This window comes from Kribbella sp. NPDC048837 (genome assembly GCF_055586945.1).
The window spans coordinates 462,732-482,606 of the sequence record NZ_JBVJHF010000005.1 but is presented as its reverse complement, the minus strand read 5'-3'; the positions used below and the strand labels follow the sequence as shown (position 1 = coordinate 482,606).

The 19,875-nt window shown below is 69.7% G+C and carries 22 protein-coding genes; 14 read left to right on the top strand and 8 right to left on the bottom strand.

The annotated features are described in order from the left end of the window. Positions 1 to 84 precede the first annotated feature (84 nt). Positions 85 to 804, top strand: coding sequence for an alpha/beta fold hydrolase (locus ACZ6O0_RS25745; protein ID WP_465767531.1), 720 nt, complete (start codon positions 85 to 87; stop codon positions 802 to 804). Beyond that, positions 801 to 1,580, top strand: coding sequence for an alpha/beta fold hydrolase (locus tag ACZ6O0_RS25740; RefSeq protein WP_465767530.1), 780 nt, complete (start codon positions 801 to 803; stop codon positions 1,578 to 1,580). The genes ACZ6O0_RS25745 and ACZ6O0_RS25740 overlap by 4 nt, the downstream gene beginning before the upstream one ends. Before the next feature lie 149 nt (positions 1,581 to 1,729). On the opposite strand, the gene ACZ6O0_RS25735 is transcribed toward ACZ6O0_RS25740, so the two are convergent. Together ACZ6O0_RS25735 and ACZ6O0_RS25730 are read right to left on the bottom strand one after the other, a co-directional pair. Then, positions 1,730 to 2,398, bottom strand: coding sequence for a DUF4097 family beta strand repeat-containing protein (locus ACZ6O0_RS25735; RefSeq protein ID WP_465767529.1), 669 nt, complete (start codon positions 2,396 to 2,398; stop codon positions 1,730 to 1,732). 122 nt (positions 2,399 to 2,520) lie between these two features. Next, positions 2,521 to 3,354, bottom strand: a complete 834-nt coding sequence (locus ACZ6O0_RS25730) for an aminoglycoside phosphotransferase family protein (RefSeq protein ID WP_465767528.1) — start codon at positions 3,352 to 3,354, stop codon at positions 2,521 to 2,523. A 70-nt stretch (positions 3,355 to 3,424) separates the two neighbouring features. Between ACZ6O0_RS25730 and ACZ6O0_RS25725 the strand changes: the two genes are divergently transcribed. Genes ACZ6O0_RS25725 through rsgA form a run of 4 tightly spaced genes read left to right on the top strand, consistent with a single transcriptional unit; the run spans position 3,425 to position 7,123 of the window. After that, positions 3,425 to 4,150, top strand: coding sequence for a DsbA family oxidoreductase (locus ACZ6O0_RS25725; RefSeq protein WP_465767527.1), 726 nt, complete (start codon positions 3,425 to 3,427; stop codon positions 4,148 to 4,150). A 46-nt stretch (positions 4,151 to 4,196) separates the two neighbouring features. Further along, a complete protein-coding gene (locus ACZ6O0_RS25720) occupies positions 4,197 to 4,775 on the top strand; it encodes a DoxX family membrane protein (protein WP_465767526.1) in 579 nt (192 codons plus the stop codon). A gap of 54 nt (positions 4,776 to 4,829) precedes the next feature. After that, positions 4,830 to 6,101, top strand: a complete 1,272-nt coding sequence (gene aroA / locus ACZ6O0_RS25715; RefSeq protein WP_465767525.1) for a 3-phosphoshikimate 1-carboxyvinyltransferase — start codon at positions 4,830 to 4,832, stop codon at positions 6,099 to 6,101. After that, a complete protein-coding gene (gene rsgA, locus ACZ6O0_RS25710) occupies positions 6,101 to 7,123 on the top strand; it encodes a ribosome small subunit-dependent GTPase A (protein ID WP_465767524.1) in 1,023 nt (340 codons plus the stop codon). The genes aroA and rsgA overlap by 1 nt, the downstream gene beginning before the upstream one ends. Here the strand turns inward: rsgA and ACZ6O0_RS25705 are convergent. Continuing rightward, positions 7,116 to 7,610 carry a DUF2231 domain-containing protein gene (locus ACZ6O0_RS25705; protein ID WP_465767523.1) on the bottom strand — a complete coding sequence of 165 codons (495 nt, stop codon included), beginning with the start codon at positions 7,608 to 7,610 and terminating at the stop codon, positions 7,116 to 7,118. The two genes, rsgA and ACZ6O0_RS25705, sit on opposite strands and share 8 nt — an antisense overlap. 144 nt (positions 7,611 to 7,754) lie before the next feature. On the opposite strand from ACZ6O0_RS25705, the gene hisN reads away from it, so the two are divergent. Then, a complete protein-coding gene (gene hisN / locus ACZ6O0_RS25700) occupies positions 7,755 to 8,534 on the top strand; it encodes a histidinol-phosphatase (RefSeq protein ID WP_465767522.1) in 780 nt (259 codons plus the stop codon). Here hisN and ACZ6O0_RS25695 read toward each other — a convergent pair. Further along, positions 8,518 to 9,732 (bottom strand): RNA polymerase sigma factor, encoded by a 1,215-nt coding sequence (locus ACZ6O0_RS25695; protein WP_465767521.1) that lies wholly within the window; start codon positions 9,730 to 9,732, stop codon positions 8,518 to 8,520. The two genes, hisN and ACZ6O0_RS25695, sit on opposite strands and share 17 nt — an antisense overlap. Beyond that, positions 9,725 to 10,072, bottom strand: a complete 348-nt coding sequence (locus tag ACZ6O0_RS25690; protein ID WP_465767520.1) for a YciI family protein — start codon at positions 10,070 to 10,072, stop codon at positions 9,725 to 9,727. The genes ACZ6O0_RS25695 and ACZ6O0_RS25690 overlap by 8 nt, the downstream gene beginning before the upstream one ends. A 113-nt stretch (positions 10,073 to 10,185) precedes the next feature. On the opposite strand from ACZ6O0_RS25690, the gene ACZ6O0_RS25685 reads away from it, so the two are divergent. The 3 genes from ACZ6O0_RS25685 to ACZ6O0_RS25675 are packed head-to-tail and all read left to right on the top strand — an operon-like array spanning position 10,186 to position 13,202. Continuing rightward, positions 10,186 to 11,484 (top strand): M16 family metallopeptidase, encoded by a 1,299-nt coding sequence (locus tag ACZ6O0_RS25685; protein WP_465767519.1) that lies wholly within the window; start codon positions 10,186 to 10,188, stop codon positions 11,482 to 11,484. After that, on the top strand, positions 11,481 to 12,842 hold the full coding sequence (locus ACZ6O0_RS25680; RefSeq protein ID WP_465767518.1) for a M16 family metallopeptidase: 1,362 nt from the start codon (positions 11,481 to 11,483) through the stop codon (positions 12,840 to 12,842). Before ACZ6O0_RS25685 ends, ACZ6O0_RS25680 begins: the two co-directional genes overlap by 4 nt. A gap of 9 nt (positions 12,843 to 12,851) precedes the next feature. Then, a complete protein-coding gene (locus ACZ6O0_RS25675; RefSeq protein WP_465767517.1) occupies positions 12,852 to 13,202 on the top strand; it encodes a DUF4190 domain-containing protein in 351 nt (116 codons plus the stop codon). Between the two features lie 8 nt (positions 13,203 to 13,210). On the opposite strand, the gene ACZ6O0_RS25670 is transcribed toward ACZ6O0_RS25675, so the two are convergent. Beyond that, positions 13,211 to 13,636: a CBS domain-containing protein gene (locus ACZ6O0_RS25670; protein ID WP_465767516.1), complete on the bottom strand. Its 426-nt coding sequence runs from the start codon at positions 13,634 to 13,636 to the stop codon at positions 13,211 to 13,213. Positions 13,637 to 13,831: 195 nt separating this feature from the next. Here ACZ6O0_RS25670 and ACZ6O0_RS25665 point away from each other — a divergent pair, with 195 nt between their 5' ends. The 4 genes from ACZ6O0_RS25665 to ACZ6O0_RS25650 all read left to right on the top strand — a co-directional run bounded on the left by ACZ6O0_RS25665 (position 13,832) and on the right by ACZ6O0_RS25650 (position 17,841). Beyond that, complete coding sequence (locus ACZ6O0_RS25665) at positions 13,832 to 14,338, top strand: GyrI-like domain-containing protein (RefSeq protein WP_465767515.1); 507 nt, start codon at positions 13,832 to 13,834, stop codon at positions 14,336 to 14,338. A 78-nt stretch (positions 14,339 to 14,416) separates the two neighbouring features. Next, a complete protein-coding gene (locus tag ACZ6O0_RS25660) occupies positions 14,417 to 15,625 on the top strand; it encodes an MFS transporter (RefSeq protein WP_465767514.1) in 1,209 nt (402 codons plus the stop codon). 17 nt (positions 15,626 to 15,642) lie between these two features. Next, positions 15,643 to 16,638 (top strand): hypothetical protein, encoded by a 996-nt coding sequence (locus ACZ6O0_RS25655; protein WP_465767513.1) that lies wholly within the window; start codon positions 15,643 to 15,645, stop codon positions 16,636 to 16,638. A 453-nt stretch (positions 16,639 to 17,091) separates the two neighbouring features. Next, on the top strand, positions 17,092 to 17,841 hold the full coding sequence (locus ACZ6O0_RS25650) for a GNAT family N-acetyltransferase (RefSeq protein WP_465767512.1): 750 nt from the start codon (positions 17,092 to 17,094) through the stop codon (positions 17,839 to 17,841). A 243-nt stretch (positions 17,842 to 18,084) separates the two neighbouring features. Here the strand turns inward: ACZ6O0_RS25650 and ACZ6O0_RS25645 are convergent, their stop codons facing one another. Together ACZ6O0_RS25645 and ACZ6O0_RS25640 are read right to left on the bottom strand one after the other, a co-directional pair. Beyond that, positions 18,085 to 18,912, bottom strand: a complete 828-nt coding sequence (locus tag ACZ6O0_RS25645) for a carbohydrate ABC transporter permease (RefSeq protein ID WP_465767511.1) — start codon at positions 18,910 to 18,912, stop codon at positions 18,085 to 18,087. After that, a complete protein-coding gene (locus tag ACZ6O0_RS25640) occupies positions 18,909 to 19,850 on the bottom strand; it encodes a carbohydrate ABC transporter permease (RefSeq protein WP_465767510.1) in 942 nt (313 codons plus the stop codon). Before ACZ6O0_RS25640 ends, ACZ6O0_RS25645 begins: the two co-directional genes overlap by 4 nt. Positions 19,851 to 19,875: the final 25 nt, after the last annotated feature.

Genomic DNA, 19,875 nt, shown 5'->3' with positions numbered 1-19,875 from the left:
CAAGTTCGGGTGTTCGGTCGATCCGGCGGACCGGGCCGGAACGGTTTCCTTCTACCAAGCCACCTACGAAGGAGATCGAGAAAGATGAGTGAGAAGACCCCCACCGTCGTCCTGGTACACGGTGCGTTCGCGGAGAACTCCAGCTGGGCGGGCGTGATCGCCGAGCTCACCAGCCGCGGCATCCCGGCGATCGCGGTCGCCAACGAGCTGCGCGGTCCGGCCCTCGACGGCAGCCGGGTCGCGGCCCAGGTCCGCGAGATCGACGGTCCCGTCGTCCTGGTCGGGCACTCGTACGGCGGTGCCGTGATCACCGCCGCCGCGAACCAGGCCGACAATGTGACTGCCCTGGTGTACGTCGCCGCCTTCCTCCCCGACGAGGGCGAGAGCCTGCAGGACCTGCTCGGCAGCTTCCCCGCCAACGACTTCGCCTCCGGCCTGGTGCCGCACGCCCTGCCGACCGGTGACGGTGGCGAGGAGATCTACCTCAGCATCGCCCTGGACAAGTTCCGTGCCCTGTTCGCCGCCGACGTCGAGGACGCGGAGATCCTGAGCCGGACGCAGCGCGCGATCGCCGCCGCGGCGTTCGAGGAGAAGTCGGGTACGGCGACCTGGAAGCGGCTGCCCGTCTTCGACCTGGTCGCCACCCGCGACGAGGCGATCCACCCCGAGGGCCAGCGCACGATGGCCGCCCGGGCGAAGGCCACCACGATCGAGGTCGACGGTTCGCACGCGGTCGCCGTCTCCCAGCCGAAGGCCGTCGCCGACTTCATCGCGAGCGCCGTCGAGGCAGGTGCGACCCGATGAAGCTCCGCCGCCTCGGCGCCCTCGTCGCCGCCGCCGCACTACTGGTGACCGGCGCAACCACCGCCACCGCTCAGACCGAGCACAAGCAGAAGCCCACCATCGTCCTCCTGCACGGCGCGTTCGCCGACGGGGCCAGCTGGTCCGAGGTGACCAGCCGGCTCCAGCGGGACGGGTACGACGTCGTCGCTCCCGCCGTACCGCTGCGCGGGATCGCGACCGACACGGCGTACCTGACCGGGGTCCTGAACGGCATCCCCGGCCCGAAGGTCCTCGTCGGTCACTCGTACGGCGGTGCGCTGGTCAGCCAGCTCGCCGGGACCAGCGGGGTCAAGTCACTCGTCTACGTGGCGGCGTTCATCCCGGAGGCCGGTGAGACGCTCGGCGCCCTGAACTCGAAGTACCCGGGCAGCGAGATCGGACCGGACACCACCAATGCGATCAGCTACCCCGGTGGCGTCGACCTGGTGATGAAGCCGGAGGCGTTCCGGCAGGTCTTCGCCGCCGACCTGCCCGCCCGGCAGGCCGCCGTCCTCGGGGCGTCCCAGCGCCCGGTCAACGCGGCAGTCTTCGACGAGCAGATCGTGAAGACGGCCCCGGCCGGACTCCCGAAGTACGCCGTGATCCCGACCGGAGACCACGCCATCGCCCCAGCGGCCGAGCGCTTCATGGCCGACCGCGCGCACGCCACGACGGTCGAGATCCCCGGCGCCTCGCACCTGGTCGCCCTCTCCCACCCGAAGGCAGTCACCACCCTGATCGAACAAGCCGCCCGCTGAACCCCACGTCGGCCGGGCCGCACTCCGCGGCCCGGCCGACGCGTACTCACGCGAGTGCCTGGTAGACCGTGGTCCAGAAGTCGTGCATGAGCCGCACCGAGTACGGAGCGGACGCCCCGACCTGGGTGCTCCTTCGATCGAGGACGCGGTCAGAGGCTGCGGGCGACGATGTCGCCGACGGTGGTGGTCGCATGGATGGTCAGCTCGGCGGCGGCGCCTTCGGTGTTCTTGAGCGCGTTGCTGATCCGTCCGGTGGTGGTGCCGGCATCGAGCGAGGCCGAGACTCCGGCGGCCGCGCCGATCTCCACCTCACCGGCGACGGTGTGCAGTACGACGGAGCCGCGGACGGCCTCGGCGACCCGGATGTCGCCCTTGCTGGTGCGAATCTCGGCGGGGCCGTTGAGGCGGCCGACCATGACGTCGCCGGCGGTGGTGGTGAGCCGGGCACTCGCGACCTCGCCGAGGTCGATCGAGCCGTGCTCGCTCCCGACGACCACGTCGCCGAGCCGTCCGGTAGCCCGGAGCTCGACACTGGCCGCCTTCACCTCGACCCGGGAACCCGCCGGCAGCTGGACCGTCACCGCGACGGATCCGGACGGTCCGAAGTACTGGTTCTTCGCCACGACCTCGATCCGCAGGACGCCGTCGCCGTACTCGACCTTGGCCTCCTCCGCCACCTTCACGTCGCGGCCCTTCGAGGGGTCGGCGGGCAGGATCTCGACGGCGGTGTCGGTCCGGTCGGCGGCGATGAACTGGACGCGTCCGGCGGGGATGTCCAGGACGGCGGAGATCGGCTCGGGGGTGGTGAACGTAGGCATTGTCGTACCTTCCTGATGCGCACTGGAGAACTGCTGACCGGAATGACGATCCAGGGCAGCCCTGACACCCGGCAGCCACCGTGCTGACACGACAGCAGGACGGTTGTCAGCAGCCGAGCCGGTCAGAGCAAGCGCGCGAGAGCCGCCCGGCCGGCCGGGCCCCAGGTCGGCTTGCCACCCGGCAGACCCTTGTCCCCGGCTTCGCCGACCGAGATCAGCGCCAGCGCCTTGCCGGCGGCCCACCCCCGGGCGCGCGTGATCATCGCGTCGTCCGCCGCCGCGTACATGGCGAAGAAACGCTCGGCGGCACCGTCGGGCAGCAGCACCCAGGCGGCGGCGAGGTCACAGGCGGGATCGCCGATGCTCAGGTCCCCGAAGTCGATCACCCCGGTGAGCATCCCGTCGTCGACGACGACGTTCGCCGGGTGGAGGTCGCCGTGCAGCCACGCGGGCTTGCCGTCCCACTCCGGCGCGGCCACGGCCTCGTCCCACACCTTGCGGACGGCAACGGGTGCGTCCGCGCCGATTCCCAGGGTCCGCAGCGGGACTCCGCGGTCATGACTGACCGGTCCGTCCGTGGGCGCGTCCAGGTGCAGGGCCCGCAGGAAGGTGGCCAGCGTGTCGGCGGCCGGGGCCGCGGTGATCGGCGTACGGTCGGCCGGCTCGCCGCCCACCCAGGTGGTGACGAGCCAGGTGTGCGGGAAGCGCTCGGACGGTTCGCCGATCCGCTGCGGCACCGGAACCGGCAACGGGAGCCGCGGCGCGAGCTCCGGCACCCAGCGGTACTCCTTGCGCAGCAGCTCCGGCGCGCGCTCGGTCCGCGGCATCCGCACCGCGAGCTCGTCCCCGAGCCGCCAGAGCTGGTTGTCCCAGCCTCCGACCACCTGACGCAACGTCAGGTCCGCGAGGTCCGGATGCTGCTCCTTCAAGAGTCCGCGCACGAGTTCTTCGTCCATGGAGCGTCAGACGCGTCACAGCCGGGACGGGTTGGGAATAGGACCGGAATGCGTCAGGTTGCCGACAAGCATGCGTATTGATGTGTGGTCCGACGTCGTCTGCCCGTGGTGCTACATCGGGAAGCGGCGGCTCGAGCAGGCGCTCGAGCAGAGCGGCGACCGGGCCGAGATCGTCTGGCACAGCTTCCAGCTGGATCCGTCGTCGACGAACGACGACCCGCGGGACCTGCCGACCCGGCTCGGCGAGAAGTACGGGCGCGGCCGCGAGTGGGGTGTGCAGGCGAACGCCCACGTCACCGAGATCGCGGCGGAGCTCGGTCTCGAGTACCACCTCGACCAGGCGAAGTCCGCCAACACCGTCGACGCACACCGCCTGCTGCACCTGGCCCGTGGGCTGGTCGAGTCCGGTCAGGTGCCCGCCGACACCCAGGACCGCCTGAAGGAGCGCCTGCTCAAGGCGTACTTCACCGACGGTCTCCCGGTCGGCGACCACGCCACCCTGACCGACCTGGCCACCGAGGCCGGCCTCCCGGCCGACCGGGTCCGCGAGGTCCTCGCGAGTACGACGTACACCGAGGAGGTCGCCGCGGACCAGGCACAGGCCCTGGCGTACGGCGCGAACGGCGTCCCGTTCTTCGTGATCGACGAGAAGTACGGCGTCAGCGGGGCCCAGCCGGTCGAGGTGTTCCAGGAGGCGCTCCGCCGGGCGAACGCCGACCGCAAGCCGGTCACGCTGATCACCAGCCCCGGTGCGACCGACGACGCCGCCTGCGGCCCGGACGGATGCCCGATCTGATCGTTGGGTACCGGGAGTCACACAACACGTGGTGTATGAAGGAGGCATGACTGTCGTGCGCGCACTGGCCAGGCCGTTGCTGTCCATGATCTTCGTCGTGCAGGGTGTGAACTCGATCCGCAACCCCGAGCCGCTGGTGCCCAAGGCCCAGCCGGTGACGGACCGGCTGGTGCCGATGGTGAAGCGGGTCGCGCCGCCGCAGGTCGGCGACCGGATCCCGGAGACCACGGTGAACCTGGTCCGGCTGAACGGTGCGGTCCAGGTCCTCGGCGGTCTCGCGCTGGCCAGCGGCAAGGGCCGGCGGGTCGGCGCCGCGACGCTGGCGGCCACGCTGATCCCGGTAACCGTCGCCGGTCACCCGTTCTGGCAGATGAAGGACAAGGAGACCCGGGCGGCGCAGCGGATCCAGTTCATGAAGAACCTGGGCCTGTTCGGCGGGCTGCTGCTCGCCGCGGTCGACACCGAGGGCAAGCCGGGCGTGGCCTGGCGCGCCACGCACGGCGCCAAGGCCGCGAAACGCGAGACCAAGCGTGGCGCGAAGGCGGCCAAGCGCGAGGCCAAGCAGCTGGCCCGCGAGACCCGTCAGGCCGCGAAACTCGCGAAGGCGCAGCTCAACCTCGGCTAACGCCCGAGTGCCCATGGCCTAGGCTCAAGGCAGGACACGAGCCGAAGGAGTGGGATGAGTACAGAGCAGGGCTGGCCGACGCCGCGCGTCAACGGACCGGTCAGCGGCCGGGTCACGGTGCCCGGATCCAAGTCGATCAGTAACCGCGCTCTCATCCTGGCCGCGATCGCCGACGGCCCCTCGCACCTGACCGGCCTGCTCGCCGCTCGCGACACGGCCCTGATGCGGTCCGCGCTGGTGTCGCTCGGCGTCGGCATCAGCGAGAACGGTACGACGGTCACCGTGACCCCCGGTTCGCTGAAGGGCCCGGCGAGCGTCGACTGCGGCCTGGCCGGCACCGTGATGCGCTTCGTCCCACCCGTGGCCGCGCTGGCCGACGGCGTGGTCGCGTTCGACGGTGACGTGTACGCGCGGGAGCGGCCGATGGACGTCATCCTGGGTGCCCTGCGGACCCTCGGCGTACAGATCGACGACGCGGGCACCGGCCGGATGCCGTACACGGTGTCCGGCACCGGCTCGGTCCGCGGTGGCACGGTGACGCTCGACGCGTCCGGTTCGAGCCAGTTCGTGTCCGCGCTGCTGCTGGCCGGCGCCCGGTACGACGAAGGCGTCGACATCCGGCACGACGGCAAGCCGGTTCCGTCCCAGCCGCACCTGGACATGTCGGTGGCGATGCTGCGCGAGCGCGGCGTCCAGGTCGACGACAGCGAGCCGAACCGGTGGGTCGTTGCCCCCGGCCCCATCCGGGCGACGGACACCGCGATCGAGCCGGACCTGTCCAACGCCGCGCCGTTCCTGGCCGCGGCCGTGCTGACCGGTGGCGAGGTCACCGTGACCGGCTGGCCCACGCAGACCACGCAGCCGGGTGATCAGCTCCGCGACATCTTCACCCGGTTCGGCGCCGAGGTCTCCCGCACCGACGACGGGCTGACGGTTCGCGGCAGCGGTCGCGTGCAGGGCGTGGACCTCGACCTGAGCGAGGTCGGCGAGCTCACCCCGGTGATCGCGGCGGTGGCCGCCTTCGCGGACGGGCCGTCGTACCTGCGCGGCATCGCGCACCTGCGCAACCACGAGACGGACCGGCTGGCGGCGCTCGAGCACGAGTTCAATGCGCTCGGCGGTGACGTGACGCAGACGGCCGACGGGCTGATCGTCCGGCCGAAGCCCTTGCAGGGTGGACTTTTCGGCACGTACCACGACCACCGGATGGCCCATGCCGCCGCCGTCCTCGGCCTGCTCGTCGACGGCCTGCTGATCGAGAACATCGGAACCACGGCGAAGACGCTGCCAGAGTTCCCCGAACTCTGGCGGGAGCTCGCCGGCTGATGTCGCGGTACGACGAGGAGGCCCGGTACGACCGGCCGAAGCGCCGGACCCGGCCGCGGACCAAGGACCGCCCCTCGTACGACGACGCCGTGATCGGTTTCGTCTTCACCCGCGACCGCGGGCGGTACGCCTGCTGGGTCGAGGACTCCCACGGAGGCCACGAGGTGACCTCGATGAAGGCGCGTCAGCTCGGCCGCACGAGCGTGATCGTCGGTGACCGGGTCAAGCTGGACGGCGACGCGAGCGGTTCCGAAGGGACGCTGGCCCGGATCGTCGAGGTACTCCCCCGGACCACACTGCTGCGCCGATCGGCCGATGACGACGACCCGGTCGAACGACCGCTGGTCGCGAACGCGGATCAGCTCGTCATCGTCGTCGCGGTCGCGAACCCGGAGCCGCGGACCGGACTGATCGACCGCTTCCTGGTGGCGGCGTACGACGCGGGGATGCGGCCGCTGCTGTGCCTGACCAAGACCGACCTGGCCGACCCGGATCCGCTGCTCTCGATCTACCGCCCGCTCGGGGTCGAGTCCGTCGCGACCCACCAAGGTGGCGACCTCAGCGAGCTCCGTGCGCAACTCGACGACCGTACGAGCGTCCTCGTCGGCCACTCCGGCGTCGGCAAGTCGACCCTGGTGAACGGGCTGATCCCCGGCGCGGACCGGGCGATCGGCGTGGTCAACGAGGTGACCGGCCGTGGGCGTCATACCTCGACCAACACCCTGGTGCTGCGGCTGCCCGAAGGCGGGTGGCTCATCGACACCCCCGGCATCCGCACCTTCGGCCTGGCCCACGTCGAGCCGGACCAGCTGATCCACGCCTTCCCCGACCTGGCCGAGATCGCCGAGACCTGCCCGCGCGGCTGCACCCACACCGAGACCGCCCCCGACTGCGCCCTCGACGAGGCAGTCGCCGAAGGTCGCGCCGACGCCGAGCGGGTCGCCTCGTTCCGCCGGCTCCTGGCCAGCCGCGAAGGCCGCGAGACCCGCCAGGACGCCGTACCGCAGCAGGACGCTACTTAGCCGGGAGCTGGCCGTCCCAGACCGCCTTGGCGCCGGCGTCGCCGGTCCGGATGGTCTGCCAGAGGACGAGGACGGCGATCACCACGACCGCGACCTGGGTGACCAGCTCGAGCGGGCGGCTCGTCGTTGCCTTCTCACCCTTTCCGCTGGCCAGCGCCGACCGGCCGCCGAGCAGCAGGAAGGCGGCGACGGCGACCACGGCGAAGATCAGGCAGTACCAGAACAGCAGGTCGCCGCGCTTCTCGTGCAGCTCGACCGGCTTCTGCAGCGTCGGCACCGCGGCCACGAACGCCTCACCGCTCTTCTTCGCCACGTACGCGCAGACCAGCGCCCCGACCCCGAGCAGCAGCGCCGGCCACCGCAGGAACCAGCGCCACTTCGGCACCAGCGCGAAGACGATCAGCGTGAGCGCGGCCACCGGCAGCATCACCACCGCGAGGTGAATCACGAGGACGTGCAGCGGCAGGTCCCCGAAGCGCTCGAACATGGACGCCTCCCGGCAGTCGTTGGACGTGGTCAGACACTAACTGCACGTTCAATGACCGTGTTCGGTTCAATCCGCGCCGCAACCGATCCGCAACGTTTGCGTGCTCCTCCCCCGCTGAGCGGGGCGACGGGCTAGCCTTCCGGCATGCCTTCGCACACGGATGACCTGCGGCTCGCCCACATCCTGGCCGACGACGCGGACTCGACCACGATGGACCGCTACAAGGCGCTCGACCTGCACGTGGCCACCAAGCCGGACCTCACCCCGGTGAGCGAATCGGACAAGAGGGTCGAGGACGTGATGCGCAAGACGCTCGCCCGGGCCCGTCCGCGGGACGCGTTCGTGGGCGAGGAGGACGGCACCAGCGGCTGGGGCGTACGCCGCTGGGTGGTCGACCCGATCGACGGCACCAAGAACTACATCCGTGGCGTCCCGGTCTGGGCCACGCTGATCAGCCTGATGATCGAGGACCAGGTGGTCGTCGGCGTGGTGTCCGCCCCGGCGCTGGGCAAGCGCTGGTGGGCGTCGTACGGCGACGGCGCCTGGACGGGCCGCGCGCTGCACTCGTCGCAGCCGTGCCGGGTGAGCGACGTGAGCAAGATCGAGGACGCCTCACTGTCGTACGCCTCGCTCAAGGGCTGGGAGAAGATCGGCAAGAAGAACCAGTGGGCCGAGCTGATGGAGTCCTGCTGGCGGACCCGGGCGTACGGCGACTTCTGGTCCTACATGCTGGTCGCCGAGGGAGCGGTCGACATCGCCGCCGAGCCGGAGCTCAACCTCTACGACATGGCCGCGCTGGCGATCATCGTCGACGAGGCCGGCGGCAAGTTCACCTCCGTCGACGGCGCTCCCGGCCCGAACGGTCCGAACGCCGTCGCCACCAACGGCCGCCTGCACGACGAGGTGCTCAAGCGCCTCGAGTGATCCGCCGCTGCAGGAACTCCGCCTCCACGGCGTTGCTGGTGAACGCCAGCGCCTCCTCGTACGCCGCCCGCGCCTCCTCCACCCGGCCGGTCCGCCAGAGCAGCTCGGCCCGCGTCGACGCCAGATAGGGGTACGTCGCCAGCGCCGGATCGTCTGCCAGCTCCGCCAGGGCCACCTCGGGACCGGACACGTAGCTGAGCGCGACCACCCGGTTCAACGCGACCACCGGAGATGGCCAGCGCGCCAGCAACACGTCGTACAACCCGAGGATCTCGGCCCAGTCGGTGTCCTCCCAACGGTCGGCCTCGGCATGCACGGCGGCGATCGCCGCCATCAGTCCGAACCGTCCGACCGAGCGGCCCAGGGCCTCCTGAACCAGCGCGAGCCCTTCATCGATCAGCTCCCGGTCCCAGAGCGAGCGATCCTGGTCCTCCATCAGCACCAACTGCCCCGCGTCGTCGACGCGGGCTGCCTGCCGCGCATCCGTCAGCACGAGCAGCGCGAGCAGACCCGCCGCCTCCGCGCTGTCCGGCAGCAGCAACCGCATCATCCGGGCGAGATCGATCCCCCGCCGCGCCAGATCCGGTCGGGTCAGCCCGTCCCCGTCCGCGGCCGTGTGTCCCGCCGTGTAGACCAGATGTACGACGTCCAGCACCGCGTCGATGCGCTCCGGCAGATCTGCCCGCCGCGGGATCCGGTAAGGGATCCCGGACCGCGAGATCTTGTGCTTGGCGCGGGTGATCCGGGCCTGCATCGTGGCTTCCTTCACCAGGAACGCCCTTGCGATCTCCGCCGACGACAACCCGCACACCAGCCGCAGTGTCAACGCGATCTGCGCTTCCTGCGAAAGCGCCGGGTGACAGCAGGTGAACACGAGCCGCAACCGATCGTCCGGGAACACCTCGGCCGCGAAGTCGTCATCCACCGGATCCGGCATCAGCAGCGGGAGCTTCCGCTGCGCGACGTCGGCCCGCCGCCGCAACTCGAGCGCGCGCCGCGTCGCGACGGTGGTGAGCCACGCCCCTGGCCGCCGCGGCACGCCTTGCTCACGCCAATGCACCAACGCCTTGGCGTACGCGTCCTGCACGCAGTCCTCGGCCAGATCCAGATCGGCGGCGACGCGTGCCGTGGCAGCGAGGACGAAGGCCCACTCGCTCGAGTGAGCCTCCGCCACCGCCGCGGAGATCGAGTCAGCCACCGTTGATGATCGGGCGTACCTCGACGCCACCCATCGGAGACGGGACCTGCTTGGCGATCGCGAGCGCCTCGTCCAGGTCGGCCGCCTCGATGATGTAGTAGCCGCCCATCACCTCCTTGGTCTCCGCGAACGTCCCGTCGGTGACGACGCACCCGCCACGGCCGTCGGACCGGATCGACGTCGCGGTGGTGCTCCCGTCCAGCTGCCCGCCGCCGCGCAGCGCCGGACCGTTGGCCTCCGCGAAGGCCTGGTGGTTCTTGTGGTTCTGCTCCATCACGGACGGATCGGCCGCGTCCCACTTGGCTTCGTCGTCGTAGATCATCACCAAGTACTTGCCCACTGATGTCACCTCTCTTGTGCGGGTCGGTTCCAGCATCTACCACCCCGATGCGCGACCTGCGCCGAGATCGACATCTCACCCGAACAATTTCCGGACCACGTAGGGTGGCAGGCATGCCCTTGACGTACCCCATCGCGGAGCAGACGCTCGACAACGGCCTGCGGGTCGTCGTCAGCTCGGATCGCGCCGTCCCGATCGTCGCCGTGAACCTCTGGTACGACGTCGGGTCGCGCCACGAACCGCCGGGCCTGACCGGGTTCGCGCACCTCTTCGAGCACTTGATGTTCCAGGGGTCGCGCAACGTCGCCTCCGGTCAGCACTTCAGCCTGCTGGAGACGGCCGGCGCGAGCCTGAACGCGAGTACCTTCTTCGACCGCACCAACTACTTCGAGTCACTGCCCAGCGGCGGGCTGGATCTCGCGCTCTGGCTCGAGGCCGACCGGATGGGCTACCTGCTCGACGCGGTCAACCAGGAGAACCTGGACAACCAGCGCGACGTGGTCAAGGAGGAGAAGCGGCAGAGCTACGACAACCGCCCGTACGGCGACTCGTACGAGCGGCTCGTCCGGCTCGCGTTCCCCGAGGACCACCCGTACGCGCACATGACGATCGGCTCGATGGCCGACCTCGACGCCGCGTCGGTCGAGGACGTGCACGCGTTCTTCCGCAAGTACTACGGCCCCAACAACGCCGTCCTGACGATCGTCGGGGACGTGTCCGTCGACGACGCGTTCGACGCCGCCAAGCGGTACTTCGGGCACCTGCCGGCGATCGCGCGGCCGCCGGCCGCGCCGGACGGCACGATCGGCCCGCTCACCGAGGTGCGCCGCGACGACGTGAAGTCCGACGTACCGTCCGACCTGATCACGATGATGTTCCGGCTGCCGGTGGACGGCACGCCGGAGCTGGACGCGGCCGGGCTCGCGCTCGACATCCTCGCCGCCGGCCAGAGCGGCCGGCTGAACCGCCGGCTGGTCCGCGACGAGCAGATCGCGCAGTCGGTGTCCGGCGGCGCGCTGCCGCTGATCGGCGGGGTCTCGTTCGGCACGCTGACCGGGATCGCCTCCGACGGCATCGACCTGCAGAAGGTCGAGGACGCGCTGCTGGAGGAGATCGAGAAGCTGGCCGAGGACGGCGTCACGGAGGACGAGCTGGCCACCGTGCAGGCACAGGCCGAGCGGGACTGGCTGGAGCAGCTGGCGACCTGCGCCGGCCGCGCCGACGAGATCTCCCACCACGCCCTGCTGTTCGGCGACCCGAACCGGATCAACACCCGGATCGACCAGGTCCGCGCGGTGACCGTCGAGCAGGTCAAGAGCGCGGCCTCGCAATGGATCCGCGCCGCCGGGCGCGTCCAGGTGACCTACCGTCGCTTGGAAACAGCTGCCGAAACCGAGGAAGAGCAGGCATGAACCAGGTTCTGACCACCCCGCCGGCCGTCGGCGCTCCGCGCCCGTGGAAGTTCCCGGCCGCCACCACGACGATCACCAGCGTCGGCGCCCCGGTGCACGTCTTCGACCGCCCCGGCCAGTACGTCGCCACCGTCCGGGTCACGATCGCGATGCCGCTGATCGCCGAGCCGCGCGAGCTCGAGGGCGTCGCGACGATCATGTCCCGCACCCTCGACGAGGGCACCGAGCTGCACTCGGCCAACGAGTTCGCCGCCGCGCTGGAGCGGCACGGAGCGGCGTACGGCGTGGACGTCAGCTCGGACGCGCTGCACGTGGAGATCTCGGTGCCGGTGTCGCATCTCGCGCCCGCGGTCGAGCTGCTCGCGGAGGCGATCACCCGGCCCGCGTTCAACCAGGCCGACGTCGGCCGGCACGTGACGATCCGGCTCGGCGAGATCAACCAGGAGCGGGCGAACGCTGCCTACCGGGCGCGTGAGGCGTTCGCGGCCGGCCTGTTCGACCCGTCGACGCGGCGCTCCCGGCCGACCGCGGGGACCCCGGACACGATCCGGCCGCTGACCAACGTGCAGGTGGCCGACTTCTACCGCAACAACATCGGCCCGGAGCGCGCGGAGATCCTCTTCGCGGGCGACGCGACCGGTGTCGACGTCGCGGCGATCATCGACCGGGCCTTCGCCGGCTGGACCTCCACGGCCGGGACGGCGCTGGAGACGCCCGAGCCGCTGTACATCCCCGGCAACCGGGTCATCCTGGTCGACCGGCCGGGCTCCGTGCAGAGCCAGCTGCTGATCGGCTGCGCCGGTCCGGACCGCCGGGACCCCGCCTGGGGTGCGGCCGCGGTCGCGAACCACGTGGTCGGCGGCACCATCACCTCCCGCGTGGACACCGTGCTGCGCGAGGAGAAGGGCTACACCTACGGCACGCGGACGAGCTTCGCCGCGCCACGCAAGGGCGGGACGTTCAGCCTCGGCGGCGCCGTACGCACCGAGGTGACCGGGGCCGCGATCGGTGACGCGCTGCGGATCCTGCGGGTCGCTCGCGACGGGCTGACCGAGCAGGAGGTCCAGGAGGCGAAGGACAGCCTGATCCGGACCGCGCCGCTGCGCTACGAGCAGGCGGACTCGGTGGCCCAGCAGGTCGGCAGCAACATCGCGAACGGCGTACCGATCGACTTCGCCGACACGTACCTGACCCAGATCGCCGGCACCACCGCCGCGGAGGCCACCGAGGCCTACCGCCGGTACGTCGGAACCAACGGGCTCCTGGTCGTCGTCGTAGGGGAAGCCAAGGATGTCCGGCCCCAGCTCGCCGAGCTGGGCAGTGACATCGTCGGCGACCTGGTCGATCTCACGCCCTAGGAGCACAGAATGTCGTTCGTCGAACGGCCTACGGATGCCACGGACCGGACGCACACGTTCTACCCGCTCCAGCCCGGCTTCCCGGACCAACCGGCGTACGGCGTACTGCGCGACCACTCGCAGGCCACGGTCGCTCTGGTCCTGGGCGTGGTCGCGCTCTGCACCGGGCTGCTCGTCGTGTCTCCGGTCGCCTGGTGGCTGGGCTCCCAGGCGGTCGCGGAGATCGACGCCACTCCCGGCGTCTACAACAACCGGGGCATGGCTCAGGCCGGGCAGATCTGCGGCCTGATCGGCACAGCTCTGCTCGGCGCCGGCCTGCTGTTCCTGCTCGCGATGGTGCTGCTCTTCGTCGCCGCCTGACGCCAGACTCAGCTGGTGATGTAGTTGGAGAGTTGCTCGCGTTCGAACTCGAGCTCGCCGATCCGGGACTTGACCACGTCACCGATGCTGACCAGCCCGGCCAGGCTGCCGTCGACCACCACCGGCACGTGCCGGATCCGGTGCTCGGTCATCAGCCGCATCAGGTTGTCGATCAGGTCGTCCGGGGTGGCGGTCCGGACCTCGGCGGTCATGATCGCGCTCACCCGGACCTCGCCGGCGTCCGGCGTGCCGTTCCACAGCCGGACGATGTCGCGCTCGGACACGATGCCGTCCACCGACGACCCGTCCGCGCTCACCACGACCGCGCCGATGTTGTGATCGGCCAGCAGTGCGAGCAGTTCGGTGACAGTGGCTTCTGGGGAGATGGTGACGACCTGGTTGCCCTTGCCGCGCAGTACGTCCTTGATCTTCACGGAGCCTCCTGCAGTTCGAGGACCAATACCCCAAGGTAGCGAAAACCGGCCCCCAGCGGCAGCCCCCGCATGTCCCCACCCCTGACAACGAAAGACACGGTTGCCTCCGGCACCAAACCACCCCGAACCCCCAGAAAACGAAGGTTCTTTCCCATCCGGATATGGTGTGGACCAAACGGTTTACGGAGGGGACCGATGGATCTGCTGGAACCGCCCCGGGTGGTCGAGCGGGCGGAGCGGGACTATCTCGGCATCCGCGTCGTCACGCCCTTCCGCGGCATGTTGAGCGTCCGGAACGAACTGATCGACGAGCTCAGCGCCTGGCTCGTCCGGCAGGGCATCGACGACGTCGGTTCGTTCTTCCTCCGGCTGCATGTGATCGACATGAGCGGCCCGATGGACCTCGAGGTCGGCGTGCTCACCTCCGGTCCGCTGACCGGTGACGCGCGCGTGCGGCCGGCCACGCTCCCGGCCGGCCAGTACGTGACGCTGACCTACCGCAACCACTCCCTCCGGGCGAACCGGGCGCTGCTCGACTGGGCCGCGGACCTCACGCTCGATCGACGCGAGGTGGCCGAAGGTGACCTGTTCGGCTGCCGGTACGAGTTGTTCCGCACGGATCCCCGGACAGAACCTCGCAAGACGAAGTGGGAGGTCGAACTCAACATCCGCCTCGCCGACCCGGCCGCTCCCGGAGCCTAGACCTCTGCTCTGGGAAAAACCCCAGGCCGGTCGACCCGAGAGCTCGTAGGATCGGCGAGTTCCGGGAGAGGGGTTCGGGTGAGCTGGCGGCAGGATCTCGCGGTGCTTCGGCATCGCGACGTACGGATCTTCATCTCGGCCCGCTTCGTGTCACTGCTCGGCTCCGCGATCGCGCCGATCGCCCTGGTGTTCGCTGTCCTGGACGTGTCCGACAAGGCCGGCGCGGTCGGCATCGTGCTCGCCGCGCGCAGCATCCCGAACATCGTCTTCCTGCTGGTCGGCGGAGTGATCTCGGACCGGCTCCCCCGGAATCTGGTGCTCGTCGTTGCCAACACCGTCAGCGGGCTCACGCAGGGCCTCGCCGCCGTACTGGTCCTGTCCGGCCACGCGACGATCTGGCAGCTGGCCGCGATCGAGGCCTTGAACGGCACCGCCGCCGCGTTCGTGATGCCGGCGCTGACCGGCATCCTGCCGTCGATCGTCGACCGCGCCGAACTCCCCCAGGCGAACGCGGTCTCCGGCTTCGCCCGCTCGGTCGCGATGATCGGCGGCGGCGCGGTCGCCGGCGTGCTCGTCGGCTTCACCAGCCCGGGGATCGGGCTCGCGGTCGACGCGGTCACGTTCCTGGTCGGCGCGTACCTGCTCGCCCGGCTGTCGATCCCGAGGATCCCACGCTCGGCGAGCTCGGTACTGACAGATCTGCGGGTCGGCTGGGCCGAGTTCGTCTCCCGCCAGTGGGTCTGGGTGGTCGTGCTCGGCTTCTGCGTGCTGAATGTGATCTTCGTGGCCTGCTACCGCACCCTCGGCCCGGTGATCGCCGACGACACCTTCGGCCGGACCGGCTGGGGCATCGCCAGCGCCTGCTTCGGCATCGGACTCATCGTGGGCGGCGTGCTGATGATCCGGGTCAAACCCCAGTACCCGCTCCGGATCGGCATGCTCGGCATCCTGCTCGGCGCACCGATCATGATCGTCCTCGCGCTCGCACCGAACACGATCATGGTCGCCGCGATGTCGTTCCTGGTCGGCATCAGCTACGAGATCTTCGGCATCGGCTGGGAGACCGCGCTCGGCCAGCACATCCCGATCGACAAGCTGTCCCGGGTCTCGTCGTACGACATGCTCGGCTCCATCATCGCCGTACCGATCGGCCAGTTGTCGGTCGGCGCCGTCGCGGCCGCCGCCGGCGTCACCGCGGTCGAGCTGTACGGCGCCGCCCTGTACGTCGTCATCACCGTGGCGACCCTCGTCGTCCCGTCCGTCTGGCAGCTGAAGCGAACCGAGTAGCCACGTAAGGTGGTGATGTGAGCTTCATCGTGCCGGGGCAGGGGAAGAAGAACGAAGAGGTCATCGGCACCCGTGCCGGTGCCAAGCCACTGGTTCCCGACTCCACTCCCGCGGCACCGTTCGAGGAGCCGCCGGCCGTCGAGTTCGCCGGCTGGCCGCCGGCGTTGCAGAAGGTGGTCGAGGACGACTTCCGCCGTACGAACGCTCTCGCCGGCTACCGCTGGAAGACCGCCGACGCGGCCCTGGTCGACGTCGTCCGCGGCCTGGACGACCTCCTCGACCTGGCCGCCGACAGCATCCGCAACGGCGAGCCACGGCGCTCCCGCCGTCAGCCCCGGAAAGCCGCCACGGCCGACGCCGCCGCCAAACTGCTGACCGAGCTCCCGTTCGCCGAGGTCGCGGACCTGCTCGGCATCCCCGCCGACGAGATCGAGCAGGCGATCGACAGCTTCGGCCGTCCGCTCCGCGGATCCCGGGCCGACCGCCGTACGGCGCTGCGAGCCATCAAGCAACTCCGCATCCAGCTGCAACAGGTCGAGATCACCCGGGACCATACCCGCCTCAACCGCCTGCTCAGCTTCATCGTCCGACTCATCCTCGTCCTCGCCACCGCCGTCGGCTCCCAGTCAGCCGCCGCGTTGGTAGCAGGCGACGAACAGCTCGACGCCGTCATCCAGACCGCAGTCGGCGCCCTGGCCGCCTTCGCCCTCGAACGCACCACCAGCGCCCTCCGCGACGCCTGGCACGAACACAAGCCCGCCACCATCGCGGCCCAAGCCCACAAAGACCTCCTCGCCGCCCTGGCCGACACCAACGCCGACCACGACACACTCCTGGCCTTCCGGGTCCTCGTCCACTCAGCCCGAGCCTGGACAGCCTGCTTCCAACTCGACTGGCCCTTCACCCAAAAACTCGAATACTGGTCAGCCCTGGACGAAATCCCCACCGCCCTACAATCCGCGACCGCCCTCCAGGCCGCCCACCACCGCCTACAAGCCTTGACCCCGAGCTGAGTCTTCCCCCGCGCGGCGCTACATTCGCTCCTCCGTCGCTCACCCGCGCCGCTCCCACCCACCCCGGCGCGGGCTCCTACCGTCGCCAGCTTGCTGTCGACCCACCTCCAGCAGACCTCCTTGCCAGAGGCAACCGCTACCAAACGGGTATCCACGATCGGCCGACAGCTCCACTGGACTCTGCCCCGCGCCCCGAACACCTTCGGATCCGCAGCCCACTTGCCCGGCTGACGCGCCGTTCCGATCCTCCAGCGACACGCTCATCGAGGTCAGGAGGATCCACAGGAACAGATTGGGTGCGGGCTTGCCGTGGGCAGGAGGGAGCGGCCGCCGCCACTGTCGCCAACCGTCTCGAAACTCGGAGGCAGGTTCCTGCTCTCGTGTGATGAACTGCGGTATGTGTTGAATGCAAGGGACCTGCACGCCGCCTCAGATCACAACATCGAAGCAGCTGTGGAGCACTTCGGTCGGCATGGCAACGACTCGGTCCTCACGCGGCAGCGGGGCGCCCTCTTCATCGCGGCCGCCTCCAACTACGTCGGCGCCTTCCACAACGCAGCCTTGCGACTGACCCCGGACGTCGCCCCCGGGCAACTGCTCAGCGAAGCCCAAGCATTCGGCCAGCGGCATCACCGAGACCTCATTGTGTGGGCGTCGACCCATCGCGACCAAGACCTGATCGACGAGGCCCAAGCCAAAGGACTCCACCCTCGGTCCACCGCCCTAGGCATGGCGCTCCACACTCCACCACCCCCGCCCTCCCCTCCCACAGCCGTCGACCTGACCCAGGTCGTCGACCAAGCCGGAGTTGAAGCCTTCGCCACGGTTCACCGCGATGTCTTCCGCGACACCGGCCGAGACATCAAGGCCGTAGACCAGTTCGCCACACCAGCCGTCCTGGTGGCACCAAACGTCACCGCGGTAGTCGCGAGCACAAACGGCACCCCCGTCGCCTGCGCAATGCTCATCCACACCGCCCCCACCGCCGGCATCTACTGGGTAGCCACCACCCCCGCAGCCCGCCGCCAAGGGCTCGGCACCCTAGTCACCACAGCCATCTCCCAGATCGCCTTCGCCCGCGGCGCCGATGGCATCCTCTTACAAGCCACCGCCCAAGGAGCCCCCGTCTACCAACGAATGGGCTTCACCCCGTTCACCAACTACCTAAGATTCGTCCTCCCCCACACCCCACAACGCCAGTAGAACAGTCATCCCGCGCCCCCGCGCGCTCCCCGCCCGCAACCACACCAGCCGGGTTCTCACGCGCCACACACAGACAGCCCGTCCCCGCAACCACAGCAGCCAAGCACTCACGCGGGCGGCAGCCCGCACACCCAAGGGCGGGCGGGGCGGCCTGCGTAGCACGCGACGAAGGAGCGCGCGTAGCAGGCCGCGAGGGGAGAACCACCCGCGGCCCACACCACAGACCGCCCCGCCGGGCTGGTGTCAGCCCTTGATGGCTCCACCTAGGGCGAAGGCGCCGCCGAGCTTCTTGCTCAGGAGTAGGTAGAGCAGCAGGACGGGCGTCGTGTAGATCAGGGAGTACGCCGCCAGCTGGCCGTAGTTCGGCTCGCCGTACTGGCCGAAGAAGGTGAAGATGCTGACCGACGCCGGCAGCCGCTCGGGGGACAGCAGCAGCATGAACGGGACGAAGAAGTTGCCCCACATGCCGATGAAGGTGAAGATCATCACCACCGCGATCCCGGGCCACATCAACGGCAGGACGATGCGGACCAGTGCCTGCATGTTGCCCGCGCCGTCGACCCAGGCGGCTTCCTCGAGGGACAGCGGTACGCCGTCCATGAACGTCTTCGTCAGCCAGATCGCGAACGGCAGCGACGAGGTCGCCATGAACATGATCGTGCCGCCGATGGTGTCGACCAGGTTCAGCTGCACGAACAGGCCGTACACCGGCACCATGACCGCGGTGATCGGCAACCCGGTGCAGAACAGCACGGTCAGCAGGAACGGCCGGTTGAACTTCGACTTGAAGCGCGACAGCGGGTACGCCGCCAGCACCGCGCAGACCATGGTCAGCAAGGCGGAGCCGCCGCACAGCACGATGCCGTTGAGCACCGGACGGTACGTCGTGTCGGTGTTCAGCACCGCCTTGAAGTTCCCCAGGGTCGGATGGGTCGGGAACTCGACCCGCAACCCGGCGGTCCTGTTGATCGACGCGAACAGCACCCACAGCAGGGGCAGCACGAACAGCACGCCGATCGCCAGCAGAACGAGGTTGGCGGACAACTTGCTGATCCGGTCGCGGGCTATCACGCTGCCTCCGAGTTCAATCCACGCAGGTAGATCAGCGAGAAGACCGCGCCGATCGCCAGCATCACCAGGGCGATCGCCGTGCCGTAGCCGATCTGGGAGAAGCTGAACGCCTGCTCGTACATGTACAGCGGCAGCGTCTGGCTCTTGGTGCCGGGGCCGCCGCGCGTCATCGCGAAGATCAGGCCGAACACGCTCAGCGTCTGCAGCGTGATCAGCATCAGGTTGGTCATGATCGCCCGGCTGATCATCGGCAGCGTGACGAACCAGAGCCGCCGCAGGCCGGCCGCGCCGTCCATCTCGGCCGACTCCTCGATCTCCTTGGGTACTTCGCTCAGCGCCGCCGAGTACACCAGCATCGAGAACGCCGTACCGCGCCAGATGTTGGCCAGCGACACCGCGATGATCGGTGCCGCGTACAACCAGTCCTGACCCGGCAGGCCGACGGCGTGCAGCATCACGTTCAGCGTGCCCTCGTCGTTGAAGAACGCGCTGAGCAGGTACGCCGCCACCACTTCGGGCAGCACCCACGCACCGATGACCGCCGTACCGACGAAATTGCGGACCACCTTGGTGGACCGGCGCATCAGCAGCGACAGGCCGAGCCCGAGGGTGTTCTGGCCGATGATCGCGGAGATCAGCGTGAACACCAGGGTCAGCCAGATCGCGTTCGTGAACGCGCCGCTGCCGAAGGCTTTGCGGAAGTTGTCGAGGCCGACGAACTTCACGTTCGCGGCGCCGGTGCCGGTGAGCGCCATGTTCGTGAACGCGGCGTACACGCAGTAGATGATGGGGCCGGCCAGGAAGACCAGCATCAGGCCGATCGCCGGGCCCAGCGGCAGCATCCGGAGCAGTTTCGCGGCCCGCGGCTTCCCGCTCCTTCCGGAGGACTTACCGGAAGGAGCGGTGCCGGCCGCCGTAGGGGCGACTGTCGTCGTCACAGGGGAACTTCCTCGCCGGGCCGGG